Origin of the sequence: Stenotrophomonas maltophilia (assembly GCF_006970445.1) — a bacterium.
In the GTDB taxonomy this organism is placed as follows: Bacteria; Pseudomonadota; Gammaproteobacteria; order Xanthomonadales; family Xanthomonadaceae; genus Stenotrophomonas; species Stenotrophomonas maltophilia_AU.
The window spans coordinates 336,582-349,102 of the sequence record NZ_CP033877.1; the positions used below are offsets into that span (position 1 = coordinate 336,582).

The 12,521-nt window shown below is 67.0% G+C and carries 14 protein-coding genes; 4 read left to right on the forward strand and 10 right to left on the reverse strand.

Annotated features, from left to right (window positions below):
- Positions 1-2: 2 nt before the first annotated feature.
- From EGM71_RS01460 to EGM71_RS01490, 7 genes are all read right to left on the reverse strand, one after another.
- On the reverse strand, positions 3-722 hold the full coding sequence (locus tag EGM71_RS01460) for an HAD family hydrolase (RefSeq protein ID WP_188487295.1): 720 nt from the start codon (positions 720-722) through the stop codon (positions 3-5).
- Positions 723-784: 62 nt separating this feature from the next.
- Entirely contained in the window at positions 785-1,255 is a 471-nt protein-coding gene (locus EGM71_RS01465) for a hypothetical protein (RefSeq protein ID WP_188487297.1), read from the reverse strand.
- A 95-nt stretch (positions 1,256-1,350) separates the two neighbouring features.
- A complete protein-coding gene (locus EGM71_RS01470; RefSeq protein ID WP_188487299.1) occupies positions 1,351-2,460 on the reverse strand; it encodes an AI-2E family transporter in 1,110 nt (369 codons plus the stop codon).
- A 67-nt stretch (positions 2,461-2,527) separates the two neighbouring features.
- Positions 2,528-2,983: a protein sip-5 gene (locus EGM71_RS01475; RefSeq protein WP_188487301.1), complete on the reverse strand. Its 456-nt coding sequence runs from the start codon at positions 2,981-2,983 to the stop codon at positions 2,528-2,530.
- Positions 2,980-3,450, reverse strand: a complete 471-nt coding sequence (locus EGM71_RS01480; protein ID WP_188487303.1) for a phage holin family protein — start codon at positions 3,448-3,450, stop codon at positions 2,980-2,982. Before EGM71_RS01480 ends, EGM71_RS01475 begins: the two co-directional genes overlap by 4 nt.
- A gap of 8 nt (positions 3,451-3,458) precedes the next feature.
- Positions 3,459-3,824 (reverse strand): hypothetical protein, encoded by a 366-nt coding sequence (locus tag EGM71_RS01485; protein ID WP_099551487.1) that lies wholly within the window; start codon positions 3,822-3,824, stop codon positions 3,459-3,461.
- 101 nt (positions 3,825-3,925) lie between these two features.
- Positions 3,926-5,359, reverse strand: a complete 1,434-nt coding sequence (locus tag EGM71_RS01490) for a Do family serine endopeptidase (protein WP_188487305.1) — start codon at positions 5,357-5,359, stop codon at positions 3,926-3,928.
- 490 nt (positions 5,360-5,849) lie between these two features.
- Here EGM71_RS01490 and EGM71_RS01495 point away from each other — a divergent pair, with 490 nt between their 5' ends.
- A complete protein-coding gene (locus EGM71_RS01495; RefSeq protein WP_188487307.1) occupies positions 5,850-6,737 on the forward strand; it encodes a histone in 888 nt (295 codons plus the stop codon).
- A gap of 106 nt (positions 6,738-6,843) precedes the next feature.
- Positions 6,844-7,536, forward strand: a complete 693-nt coding sequence (locus EGM71_RS01500; protein ID WP_188487309.1) for a hypothetical protein — start codon at positions 6,844-6,846, stop codon at positions 7,534-7,536.
- 15 nt (positions 7,537-7,551) lie between these two features.
- Here the strand turns inward: EGM71_RS01500 and EGM71_RS01505 are convergent, their stop codons facing one another.
- Entirely contained in the window at positions 7,552-7,911 is a 360-nt protein-coding gene (locus EGM71_RS01505) for a DUF1428 domain-containing protein (protein WP_049414306.1), read from the reverse strand.
- Positions 7,912-8,002: 91 nt separating this feature from the next.
- A complete protein-coding gene (locus EGM71_RS01510) occupies positions 8,003-10,405 on the reverse strand; it encodes a S9 family peptidase (protein ID WP_188487310.1) in 2,403 nt (800 codons plus the stop codon).
- Positions 10,406-10,615: 210 nt separating this feature from the next.
- On the opposite strand from EGM71_RS01510, the gene EGM71_RS01515 reads away from it, so the two are divergent.
- Both EGM71_RS01515 and EGM71_RS01520 read left to right on the forward strand, forming a co-directional pair.
- The gene (locus EGM71_RS01515; RefSeq protein ID WP_188487312.1) at positions 10,616-11,188 is read left to right on the forward strand and encodes an Ax21 family protein; all 573 of its coding nucleotides are present in this window, start codon (positions 10,616-10,618) and stop codon (positions 11,186-11,188) included.
- A 177-nt stretch (positions 11,189-11,365) separates the two neighbouring features.
- Positions 11,366-12,064, forward strand: coding sequence for a response regulator transcription factor (locus EGM71_RS01520; RefSeq protein ID WP_223224522.1), 699 nt, complete (start codon positions 11,366-11,368; stop codon positions 12,062-12,064).
- A gap of 6 nt (positions 12,065-12,070) precedes the next feature.
- Here EGM71_RS01520 and EGM71_RS01525 read toward each other — a convergent pair whose 3' ends face one another.
- The gene (locus EGM71_RS01525; protein WP_026347234.1) at positions 12,071-12,460 is read right to left on the reverse strand and encodes a DUF6165 family protein; all 390 of its coding nucleotides are present in this window, start codon (positions 12,458-12,460) and stop codon (positions 12,071-12,073) included.
- Positions 12,461-12,521 lie beyond the last annotated feature (61 nt).

A 12,521-nucleotide genomic window follows, 5' to 3' on the forward strand; every position in this document is an offset into this window, starting at 1 on the left:
CGTCAGATACTCCGGGGTGCGGCGGCATCGAGGTTGGCGTCCAACCAGTCGGCCAGGCCGGTGAGGGTGTCGAACTGCAGGTCCGGCTGCAGTTTCGGATGGGTCCAGGTGGCTGCTTCGCGGTTGATCCAGCAGCCGCGCAGGCCGGCGGCGATCGCCCCGGCCACGTCCATCTCGGCGTGATCGCCGACGTGCAGTACCTGTGCCGGCGCCACACCCAGTCGGGTGCAGGCGGCGTGGAAGATGCTTGCCTCGGGCTTGGCCGCGCCGTGTTCGCGCGCGCCCAACTGGAAGACGAAATGATGGGCCAGGCCGATCCGCTCCAGATCGGCATTGCCGTTGCTCAGCGCTGCCACCGGCACCCGCGCGGCAATCCGCGCCAGCGCATCGATCGCATCGGGGTAGCACTCGACCTGGTTGCGCGCGGCGAAGAACACTTCGTACGCCGGCTCCAGCAGATCGAGGCTGGCGCCGCTGGCGTGCAGGGCTTCGTGCAGGGTCAGCCGACGCAGCGCGCTCAGGTCGTGGTGGAGGTGCGGATGGGCGTGGTACAGGCGCTCGCGCAGTTCGCGCATCGCCGCCACCGGATACATCTCGGCCGTGGCAGGGCTGTTTTCACGCATCCACTCGTGCAGGACCAGGTCGATGCGGGCGCCGATCGGAGCGAACGGCCACAGCGTGTCGTCAAGGTCGAGAGTGATGGCTTGGACGGGGAAATTCACCCCGCCATTCTACGCCTGCCCGCGCGGGCTTTCATGCGCGCGACAGGCAGGCGCTGTCGTCGTCAGTGGCTGCGCAGGTCGAACTGGCAGTACAGGATGGTCTGGCCGTCGAGGCGATCCACGACCAGATCATGCCGGCCCACCTGGCGGCGGTAGCTGCCTGCCACCGGTGGCGGCATCTTCGCCAGCGCGGCGACCCTGCTGATCTCCGTATTGCCGAAGTACGCCGTGTAACTGTCCACGCCATCCTCGCCACTGGAACCGTCGTAGGCGTTCACATGGGTCACCGGCAGGCCAAGCACCATCAGTGGCGCGGCCAGGGTGTAGCCATTGTCATGCTCGTCCCTGGCCTTGGCCCCGGCGGGCATCAGTACCTTGGCCATCGCATCGAACTGTTCGGGTGTCAGATGGCGCTGGCAGGTGACAGCCTCCACCAGCTGGGTGCGGGCCACGTCCGCACTGGGTGGGGCCGCGGCAAAGGCAGGGGCAGCCAGGCAGGTCAGGGCGAGGCAGCGACGCGCAAAAGAGAACATGGGGAAGGTTCCATCCTGGAAAAAGCGGGCGACTATTCTGCCAGCCCTGGCCGTCCCACCGTTCCTCTTCCGGTCCACCCAACGATGGGCGGCGGTCACTCCAGCAACCGCGCCCAACCCTGCATGCCGTCCAGCCGTGCCAGCACCAGCTTGATGCAGACCAGCAGCGGCACCGCCAGCAGCAGGCCGATCATGCCCCAGGCCCAGCCGAACACCATCAGTGCCAGGATCAGCACCAGCGGCGACAGCTTCATGCGCCGGCCCAGCACGATCGGGGTCACCATCTGTCCTTCCAGGGTGTGCAGGGCCAGGTACGCGGCCGCCGGCAGCAGGGCCTGCAGCGGGTCGCGGAACTCCACGAAGCCCATCAGCAGCATCAGTGCCACGCCGATCAGCGGGCCCACATAGGGAGCGAAGTTCAGCAGTGCGGCCACCGTGCCCCACAACAACGCTTCCTGCAGGCCGATGCCGAGCAGCATCAGGATGCCGGCAAACACCAGGCCCACCAGGGTGTTGATCACGCTGATGGTCAGCACGTAGCGCGAGACCTCGCGTTCGATCGACCGCAGGATGTCGCTGGTGAAGCGCTGCTGCTGGCGGTTCGGGAACAGCGCGATCGCCGCGCGCTGCAGGCTCTGCCCGTAGATCATGAAGAACAGGGTCAGCAGCACCACGGCCAGCACCGACGCGGCCAGTCGTGGCGCGCGCGTCAGCATCCGGTAGGGGTCGTCGAGCTGGGCGCGGATCACCTGCACCTTGCGGTTGCTGTCGCCACCGGCAACACGGGCGAAGTTCTCCGCCGCCTGGTTGGCCTGCTGCACCGGCTTGGTCAGGTCCTGCACCTGGCGGGCAATCTTGCGCAGCTGCTGCGGTGCCTCCTGCGCCCATTCCATCGCCGGTCCGATCAGCTGCACCGCCAGTGAACCGGTCACGCCCAGGCCGGCGCCGAGGATCAGCAGGGCGCCCAGCGCGCGCGGAATCCACAGCTTCTGCAGCAGGCGCAGGATCGGATTGCCGACCAGTGCGAAGAACACCGCCAGCAGCACCGGCAGGATGATGTCCTGCGCGGCCCACAGCGTGTAGCCCACCGCCAGGGTCGCCAGTACCACCAGCGACATCGGCCCGCGCGGGCGCGACGGGGGCGGCAGCGGTGCCTCCGGGTCCTGCGGATCGGCCGGTGACGGGGACAGGAGGGACTCGCTCATCGACGCACCAACCGGGAAGGGGAGCGCATTATCCGCCGGCCGTGATCGGCGCGGCGGATTCCATGGATCAACGTTCGGACAGCTCGGTGGCGGCTTCGGCCGGGCGCGGCTCGCGCAGTTCCGGTTCGGGTTCCGGCACCGGTCGCGGTGCGGGCCGTGCGTCGGTGGCGGAGGCCGCCGCCCGTGCCTGTTCGCTGGCATCGTCGGCTTCTTCAGCCGCGTCGTCGGCGGTCGCGGCGGCCTGCGCCGCCATCGCCGTGGCGAACGCCGCCTGTGCACTGGCGAACAGGTTCGAGACCGAACCGACCATCTGCAGCCAGCGCGCACCGTTGACCTTGCCCGGCACTTCCAGCTTGCCGGCGATGAAGCCACCGGCCAGGCCGACCACCACGATGCGCAGTGGTGACCAGCCCTGGCGCCAGACCTGGCTGAGCGTGGACCAGTGGTCCTGGGTCTCGCCCAGGCGCACGGTCACCACCTGTTCGCAGCGTTTCACCCGCCGCTGCAGCGCGCCGAACTTCATGGCTTGCCCTCGGGCAGCTGCACGCCGGCATCGGGGTCGTCGTCGCTGGGCTCGTCGAACAGGCCCAGGCGTGACAGCTGGCGCCGGGTGGCATGCATGCCGGTGTGGTGGAAGAAGTAGGACACCCGCCAGATCGCATAGCCGGTGACGGCCAGGCTCAGCAACGAGGTGATCAGCAGGGCCTGCAGCCAGCTCAGGCCCCAGCTCTGCAGCAGGGCGATGAGGGTGGCGGCCATCAGCAGCCAGGCCGACGCACCGAATACGATCGCCACGCCGGCCCAGGCCAGCGCACGACCGAACGCGCTGCGCGCCATCGCGAAGTCGGCCGAAGCCAACCGGCGCAGCGAGCGCACGGTGTGCTTGGCCGAATCGGCGGCGGCACGACCGGCCGCACCGACCTGGCGGATGCTCTCGTCCAGCGGCGGGGTGGCCGCCGGATCAGGCGTTTGCGCGTTGTCTTCGCTCACGCCGCGGCTTACTTGTCGCTGCTGCCGCGGGCCAGCTTGGCGATGATCCAGCCGGCAGCGAAGGCGACGCCGAACGAAGCCAACGGACGCTCACGGATCAACTCGGCGGCGCTGTCGATCAGGTCCTTGCCCTTGTCCATCAACGCGTCGACCTGCTCCTTGGCGGCGGCACCACCGAATTCGGCGGCGGCCAGGCCGGACAGCGCGCTGTCGGACAGTTCCGCCTTGACGTTGGCCTTGCCGATGCGCAGTTCGTCGCTCGCTGCACCGGTAGCGCCCTTGATCGCACCGCCGGCAGCGCTGGCGGCCTGCTTCAGGTGGGAACCGGCTTCACCCAGGTGTTCCTTCAGGTTCTCGGTATTGGTGGGGCTCATCGAATCACTCCTGTTGCGATGGGGGAACGGATGTCGGCGGTGCCGACCTGGACTGACAGCAATAGCATTGCCGGGGTATAGGGGGTGTTACGGCAGGGCGATCAGCGCATCACGAGCTGGCCCTGCTGCTGGCCATTGTTGCGCAGCACGCGTACCACCAGGGTCGGCGGGCGCTGCTGGAAATTGGCACGCCAGCTGGCCAGGTCGGCGAATTCACCCACGGTGGCGTCGGTGATGATGTCGCCCTGCTGCAGGCCGTTGGTGGCCGCGCGGCTGCCACGCTTGACCTCGCTGACCAGCACGCCGCCGACCCCCGACTGCCGCAGCGACTCGGGCAGGTCGACGAAGGTGGCACCGGTCAGCCGCGGGTCCAGGCTCTCGCCGGTGACCGCACGCGCCTGTTCCTTCAGCGTGGCCTTGATCTGCAGCGGCTTGCCTTCACGGCGCACTTCCAGCGCCAGCGGGCTGCCGACTGCGGCCAGGCCTTCCACGTTGTGCAGGGCTTCGGCGCTGTCCACGCGTTGGCCGTTGGCCGAGACCACCACATCGCCCGGCTTCAGACCGGCTGCGGCGGCGGCCGAACCGGCCAGCACGCGGGTGATCAGCGCGCCACGCGTTTCGCCCAGGCCCAGCCCCTGCGCGATCTGCGCGGTCAGGTTCTGGCTCTCCACGCCCAGCGTGCCACGCACCACCACGCCGTGCTTGACCAGCTGGTCGACCACGCTGCGCGCCAGATTGGACGGAATCGCCAGGCCCAGGCCGATGTTGCCGGCCATGCTGCCCTGCGGATTGAAGCTGGCGGTATTGATGCCGACCAGCTGGCCCTGCAGGTCGACCAGTGCGCCACCGGAGTTGCCCGGGTTGATCGATGCATCGGTCTGGATGAAGTTCTGGTAGCCCAGGCCACGGATGCCGCTGCGGCCCACCGCCGAGACGATGCCCGAGGTGACCGTCTGGCTGAAGCCGAACGGGTTGCCGATGGCCACCACGAAGTCACCCACCCGCAGCTGGTCACTGTTGCCGAGCTTGATGTCGGTCAGGTTCTGCGCCGGGATGCGGATCAGCGCGATGTCGGTATCGCGGTCCGAACCGAGGAACTCGGCCTTCACCGTGCGCCCGTCGGCCAGTGTCACCTGTACGTCATCGGCGTTCTCGATGACATGGTGGTTGGTCAGCACCAGGCCTTCCTTGGCATCGATGATCACGCCCGAGCCCAGCGATTCGTTGATGCGCTCCTGCGGAATGTCCGGGAACAGGCGGCGGAAGAACGGATCGTTGAAGAACGGGTTGCGCACGCGCACCACCTGCTTGGTGTTGACGCTGACCACCGCCGGCATCGCCTTCTCCAGCATCGGTGCCAGCGACGGCACTGCCTGTCCGGCCACCGAGGCCGGCAGCGCGGCCGTGGTCGGCAGCACCGCCGGCAGTGGCGCTGCATCGGCACGGTTGTCCAGGTGGGCATTGATGCCGGTGGCAACGAAGCCACCGAAGGCGGCGGCGATTGCGAGCGTGAGCAGGGTGGGAAGCGGTCGCATGGTTGTCGGTTCGCTGGCGTGGGTGGGGGCGGTTCGGCCCTACGGTAAAACAAGCTGAATGAGTGTGTCGCGATCTGGATAAATGCGCCATGAAAACCGCGTGCATCGAAGGGGGCGGCGGAGCCCGGAAACGGGGGTATGGCGACACCCGGGCAGGTGATTCGTGCGCCACTCAAGGCCAACGCGTGCCGCGCTGACACAGGCGGATACTTGCGCAGTTCCGCGCAAGCCGGTGCCGCAATGCGCCACGATGCATGCCGGACGCTGCATCCGTGCACGTGCGCGCGACGACTGCCAGGCAGTGCGCGGTTCGTGTGGCGCAGTACTGAAAAAAAGGGGTTTGCTGCAAACCACAGGCGATGACCGGGGCCGTTGCCTACTCCATCTGCGTCGCAGCAGATGCGATTGCTGGCGCATGCCCCGTTCCACGATCGTCAATGTCGGTATAGCATCGCCCCGTTTTGATACTTAAGGCCCCCAGGAGGGCAACATGAGCAACGGTAATGGTGTGTCGGTCGTGACCGACGCTGTCGAGAACGTGAAAGAAACCGCCACCAACGTCGGCGAGACCATCGCCCACGCTGCCGAAGACGCAGTGAAGTCGGTCAAGAAGACCGTCAAGCGCGCCACCAAGGCTGCCGGCACCCGCGTTGCCAAGGCCAAGAAGGCCGTGGCCAAGGTCGAGAAGACTGTCGCCAAGAAGGCCGAGAAGGCTGCCAAGTCGGTCGGCAAGACCGTTGCCAAGGCCAAGAAGAAGCTGGAAGCCGCCAAGAAGAACGCCAAGGCCGAAGCCGCTGCCCTGAAGAAGGAAGTGGCCAAGAAGAAGGCGGCTGCAGGCAAGGCCGCGACCAAGAAGGCCGCCGCTGCCAAGAAGACCACCAAGGCCGCCACCAAGGCTGCCGGCAAGAAGGTCGCCACCGTGAAGAAGGCCGCCACCAAGAAGGCTGCCGTCGCCAAGAAGACCGTTGCCAAGAAGACCGCGGCCGCCAAGAAGGTTGTCGGCAAGAAGGTCGCCACCGCCAAGAAGGCTGTGGCCAAGAAGACCGTCGCCGCCAAGAAGGTCGCCGGCAAGAAGGTCGTGGCTGCGAAGAAGGTTGTCGGCAAGAAGGTTGCCGCCACCAAGAAGGTCGCCACCAAGAAGACCGCCGCTGCGAAGAAGGTTGTCGGCAAGAAGGTTGCCGCCACCAAGAAGGTCGCCACCAGGAAGACCGCGGCTGCCAAGAAGGTTGTCGGCAAGAAGGTCGCTGCGACCAAGAAGGTCGTCGCCAAGAAGGCAGCGCCGCTGAAGAAGGTCGCCGCCAAGAAGGCTCCGGCCAAGAAGGCTGTTGCCAAGAAGGCACCGGCCAAGGCCGTGCGCAAGGTCGCCAAGCGCAAGTAATCGCGCCGTGACCGAAGGCCCTGTCACCCCTGGGTGGCGGGGCCTTTCGCGTTTCTGGGGCGCTGTCTGGGGCAAGATGCAGGTTCTTCCCGCCGGAGCCCCGATCATGCGCGGTATCGACTTCAGTTCCTGGCAGGGCGTGCTGTCCACCTTGGCCGGCCTGGTCCTGATCACCCTGTTGGGCGTGGGCATCCGCCTGCTGGTGATGCAGACCCTGCAGCAGCGCCGCGAGCGCGAGAACCGGCAGATCAACGAACGGCTGCGCACACTGATGGCCGCCTACAAGACCCTGGGCGGTTCGTTCACTGGCGAACTGGGCGTGGACCCCAGCCATCGCCGCGACCTGCGCCAGCGCGAAGATGCCGAAGGCATCGCCGAGCCGCGCTCGGATCGGGCGCGCCGCATCCGTGATGCCGTCGAGGCCGCGTTGTCGGACATCCTGCTGCTGGGCACCGACGAACAGGTGCGGCTGGCCACGCGTGCCGCCAACGAACTGGCACAGGGACGGCCGGTGCATACCCACGAACTGGTTGTCTCGCTGCGCGACTTCGTGCGCGAAGCGCTGGATCTGGCACCGATTCCCCCCGACCTGCAGATTCCACCGCAGGGACCGACCCGGCCCGGTGCCAGTGGGGGCGGCAAGGGCCGCAATGATGGCGATGCCAAGGGCGGCCGTGCGGGTGGTGGTGGAGGCGGCGGTGGAGGAATGGGCGCTGGCATGGGCGGCATGGGCCTCGGCGCCGGCGCCGCACTGGGCGCCGGCCATGCCGCTGCCGGCGATGAGACGGACGCGCGCTGAGCACGTCCGCCGGGTTCAGCGCGTCAGCTCGTAGATCGGCACGAAGCCGCCGTAGATCATCCGTGCGCCGTCGAACGGCATCGGATTCTTCGTTGGATCAAACCGCGGGTCTTCCATCATCTTCTTCATGCCGGCGTCGCGGGTCGGCTTGTCCGGCCATTCGATCCAGGAAAACACCACCGTCTCATCCGGCGTGGCTTTCACCGCGCCGAAGAAATCGGTGGTCTTGCCGTGCGGCACGTCATCGCCCCAGCACTCGACCACGCGCAGCGCGCCGTACTCGATGAAAACGGGATCACCTGTGCGTGCATGGGCGAGGAACTTCTCCTTGTTGGCGGTGGGCACCGCCAGGACGAAACCATCGATGTAGCTCATTGCCTGCCTCCGGATGGACCGTGCCACATGCACGGCCTTCAAGTACCCGACGAACCAGCGCGTCGGGGATCGACATCCCGCGTGTGCCTGTTCAGCCCGGGCCACCCGGGAGCGGCGCCAGCACCGTATCCGGCGGTTCCCGGCCGGCCAGGTGACGCACGAAGTAGTCCCACATGCGGTGCGTGTAGGTGGCGTCGTTGCGGAACAGTTCGTGGTCCTGCCGGGCCAGGTACAACAGGTCGTAGCGGCGCTGGGCCGTGTTCAGGGCCGCAGCCAGCTGCAGGGTCAGCGCCGGTGGCGCGTTCTCGTCCAGTTCGCCGTAGACCAGCAGCAGGTGCCCGCGCAGGTTGCCGGCCAGCGCGGCATTGTCGAGCCCGGCAAAGGGCGCTGGCACGCCATCGGCCATGGCCGTAGCTGGCAGCACGCCACCGAACAGCCGGTCCATGCCGTGCAGGGCGCCGCCGTACATGCCCTGGAAATTGTGGCTGCCGGCCGAGGCCACGCCCACCTTGTAGAACGCCGGGTAGCGCAGCAGAGCACGCGCCGCACTGTAGCCGCCGAACGAATGCCCGTAGATGCCGACCCGCTGCAGGTCGATCCCCCGGTAGCGTTCGCCCAGCTGGTGCAGTGCAGCCACATGGTCATCCAGCTGCACATCGGCACCGTGCAGGAAGCTGCTGTCATGGAACGCCTTGTCGCGGCCGCCGGTGCCGCGCGCATCGATGCTGACCACCACGAAGCCGAGCTCGGCCAGGCTGGCGCGGGATACCGGGTTCTGGGCCGAAACCGCTTCGGCATAGGTCACTGGCGCATTGCTGATGAACGCACCGCCGTACATCGCGTCGATCACCGGGAAGCTACCGTCATCGCGGTAGTCGCGGGGCAGGTAGACGGTGGCGAAGATCGGCGTGCGCCCGTCGGCGGCCAGCAGCCGCTCGCGCCGCGGCGGTCGCCAGCCAGCAGCAATGACCGCCTGTGGATCCGCAGCCTCCAGCACCATCACTTCGCGGCCATCGTTGCTGGCACGCAGCACCGTACGTGGCGGCTGAGCGAGGCTGGACACCGTATCCACCAGATAGCGGCCGCCGGGCGACAGCGCCTGCGGTGCGCGTCCACCGAACAGCATGCCGGTGCCGGCATCGGCCAGGTGGTCATTGCCATCGGCAGCCAGGCGCTGCACCGGTCCACCCTGCAGCGATACCCGGTACAGGCCACGCACGTAGGGATCGCCGCCCTCGACACCACCGGCACTGAAGTACGCCCAATCGCCTGCGCTGTCCACGCCAACCAGGTCACGTACCGCCCAACGGCCACGGGTCAGCTGGCGCATCACCTTGCCGTCGGACAGGCGCACCCGGTACAGATGGCCCCAGCCATCACGCTGCGAGAACCACACGGCCGTGTCCTGGCCGGGCAGGATCGCAACCGAGGCACGGTTGTAGGAGTACAGGCTGAGCTGCAGGCGCGCGTCGCCGGCTTCTTCCAGCACGGTGCGCAGCGCACCGCTGCCGGCATCGATCTCCACCAGGCGCAATCGTCGTGGCACGCCGAAGTGCGCGATCGCGGCATACAGCCGGTGCCCATCCCATCCCAGCACGCCGGCCTCGCTGAGGGTGTTCCAGCCCTCGGGCAGGGTGATGTCCAGTTGCCGACCGCTGCGTACATCGACGATGTACAGGCTGTCATGCACCTGCTGTGCATCGCCCAGCAATCCCAGTTTCACCGTATGCACGCGGGGCCGCGCGCCGCTGGCCGGGGTGCTTTCCAGATAGGGGTAGTCCTGCAGTGCACGTTCGTCGTAGCGGACGCCGGCAACATAGCGCCCATCGGGCGACCAGCCGACGGCGAACGGCCGCGCCGGCATCCGGCCCTGGCTGCGCGGAATACCGCGCAGGGTGAAATCGGGCAGTACACCATAGCCATGGCCCGCTACACCGCCGGTGGTCAGCGCCCGCGGCGCCTGTCGGCGTTGCTGCAGCCATAAATTGTGGTCGCGTACCTGCAGCCAGGCCTCGCCGTCGGGTGCTGGCAGTGCATCGGCAGGGGGCGCGGCATCCTGAGCCTGCGTGCACTGCCAACGTGGCCACTGGCAGTCGATGCCGGTTTCACCGCTGAAGCGCAGGCGCAGGCCATCGGCCAGCACCTGCACATTGACCAACCGCAACTGTTGCCCGTTCACCCCCAGGGGGCCCGCAGCACTGTCCAGCGCAGTGCGATCGAACAGGATCTGCCGGGTGGCCCGCGCCGGATCGACCAGCACACCCTCGCGCCGGCCCTGGTCGTCTTCGCGTTCGTACCAGAACCGGCCATCGGCCAGCCAGTTCGGCAGGAGCGAGGCATTGCGCAGCGCACCGCGCAGGTGACTGTCGTGCACGCGCTCGGCGCGCTGGTAGTCGGAAGGCTGCAGCGGCTGTGCCGATACAGTGGAAGACACGCCGATGAAGGCGAGGACGGCAGCGCAGAACGGGAACCGCAGCGGGGCAGGCACGCGCAAGGCAACCTCCTGTTGCAAGGGTCAGCGGAACTCAAATGCACGCGCGCCGCGCGCGTATGCCAGACGCAGCCTGAATCAAGGCAAAAAATTCAGCAATGCGAAGACCGCTGTTTTCAGGGAGCGTTGTGGCGAATAACGGAGAATTTACATTCCCGATGCGATGGCGCCCTGGCGCTGCTGCACACCATAAGAAAGTAAAGGTGTACCCCCATGAAGAATTCGCTGATTGCTCTGGCCCTGGCCGCTGCCCTGCCGTTCACCGCCTCGGCTGCTGAGAACCTGTCCTACAACTACGCCGAAGCCGACTACGCCAAGACCGACGTCGATGGCATCAAGGCTGATGGCTGGGGCGTGAAGGGTTCCTACGCCTTCCTGCCGAACTTCCACGCCTTCGGCGAATACAACCGCCAGGAAATCGACCACACCAACCTGAAGGTTGACCAGTGGAAGATCGGTGCCGGCTACAACGTTGAAATCGCTCCGAGCACCGACTTCGTTGCCCGCGTTGCCTACCAGAAGTTCGACCCGAAGCACGGTCTGGACTTCAACGGCTACAGCGCTGAAGCCGGTATCCGCACTGCCTTCGGCGCCCACGCCGAGGTCTACGGCATGGTCGGCTACGAAGACTACGCCAAGAAGCACGGCGTCAATCCGGATGGCCAGTGGTACGGCCGCCTGGGTGGTCAGGTCAAGCTGAACCAGAACTGGGGCCTGAACGGCGAGCTGAAGATGAACCGTCACGGCGACAAGGAATACACCGTCGGCCCGCGCTTCAGCTGGTAATTGCTGCCTCGGCGCGATTGCGCGCTGGAAAAGCCTCGACAGGCCCGGCTCTTGCCGGGCCTGTTGCGTTTGCGATGGCGCAAAACAGAATGTTATCTGACTGGTGGCGCACCCGGGGCGAGCATTGCAAGGAATTGGATTCCGCCGCTGCGGGCGCCGCCCTACGGTGGATGTCCCATGTTGCCTGGACATGCCGCGATGCCGCCGATTCTTCCTCCCCTGCTTCCTGATCGGCCGCGTCGCCTGGCGCTGCTGGATCCGCACCCGGTATTGCGGTTGGGCGTGGAAGTACTGCTGCGGCAACACAGTGGCGTGCAGGTTCGGGTGAGCCTGTCCAACGAGGCCGACCTGCTGCAGCTGCTGGAGCACAGCCCGAGCTGCGTCGACCTGCTGCTGACCGACGCGTTGCCGATGGGCGACGTGGGCGATGGATTGGCCTTGTTGCGGGTACTGTCGCAGCGCTGGCCGGCACTGCCGGTGCTGGTGTTGTCGGCGCACTGCAACGCCAGCACGGTGACCACCGCGATGCGCGCCGGTGCGCGCGGCTTCCTGTCCAAGTCGACGCCACCGGAAACGTTGCTGCGCGCCATCGACGTGGTCGCTCGAGGAGGGCGCTTCGTGCCACCGGAACTGCGTGAGGAGCTGAAGCTGCCACGCACACGCCGGGCATCCGCACCGGTGCTGGCGCCGCTGAGCCAGCGCGAACGTGAAGTGCTGAGGCTGGTGCTGAAGGGCTTCAGCACCAGCGAAATGGCCGTGCGATCGGGGCGCTCGGCCAGCACGATCAGCTCGCAGAAAACCTCGGCCTACCGCAAGCTTGGCATCCGCGGCGATGGTGACCTGTTCCGCTTCCGCCACCTGCTGGAATGCGGATGAGCGGCGTTACTCGCCCTGGTACTGCTTTTCTTCCACCAGCGCCGAACCGGCCACGCGGTTGATCTCGTTCTTCACCTGCACGCGCTCGCCATTGGTGCCATAGACGCCGCGTGCCAGCTGGATGAAGGCATCGTCGAACACCTGGGCCGCTTCCTTGTCGCGCAGCTGGTCCTGGATGTCCCACATGCGCTCGTTGATCGCCTTCAGCTGCTGCTTCAGCACGGCCAGCGCCGGCTGTGCCTGCAGCTGCTGCTGCAACAGGGGCAGCAGGCCGTCCAGCTCGGTGCGCACGTTGCTCAGCTTGGCCGCATCGTCGATGCGCTCGGCCTTGATCTCGAGAATGGTGATCTTGTCGATCAGCTCGCCGATCGATACCGGGGTCAGGATGGCGTCCACGCGGTTGGTTCCTGGAAACAAGGCGCCATGATACCGCGCCGTTGGCGCGTGGCCCCGATCC

Coding starts and splice junctions, on each gene's coding strand:
- EGM71_RS01495 (WP_188487307.1), top strand. CDS start 5,850: ATGAGCAACGGTAATGGTGTGTCGGTCGTGACCGACGCTGTCGAGAAC.
- EGM71_RS01475 (WP_188487301.1), bottom strand. CDS start 2,983: ATGAAGTTCGGCGCGCTGCAGCGGCGGGTGAAACGCTGCGAACAGGTG.
- EGM71_RS01470 (WP_188487299.1), bottom strand. CDS start 2,460: ATGAGCGAGTCCCTCCTGTCCCCGTCACCGGCCGATCCGCAGGACCCG.
- EGM71_RS01465 (WP_188487297.1), bottom strand. CDS start 1,255: ATGTTCTCTTTTGCGCGTCGCTGCCTCGCCCTGACCTGCCTGGCTGCC.
- EGM71_RS01485 (WP_099551487.1), bottom strand. CDS start 3,824: ATGAGCCCCACCAATACCGAGAACCTGAAGGAACACCTGGGTGAAGCC.
- EGM71_RS01500 (WP_188487309.1), top strand. CDS start 6,844: ATGCGCGGTATCGACTTCAGTTCCTGGCAGGGCGTGCTGTCCACCTTG.
- EGM71_RS01505 (WP_049414306.1), bottom strand. CDS start 7,911: ATGAGCTACATCGATGGTTTCGTCCTGGCGGTGCCCACCGCCAACAAG.
- EGM71_RS01490 (WP_188487305.1), bottom strand. CDS start 5,359: ATGCGACCGCTTCCCACCCTGCTCACGCTCGCAATCGCCGCCGCCTTC.
- EGM71_RS01515 (WP_188487312.1), top strand. CDS start 10,616: ATGAAGAATTCGCTGATTGCTCTGGCCCTGGCCGCTGCCCTGCCGTTC.
- EGM71_RS01520 (WP_223224522.1), top strand. CDS start 11,366: ATGTTGCCTGGACATGCCGCGATGCCGCCGATTCTTCCTCCCCTGCTT.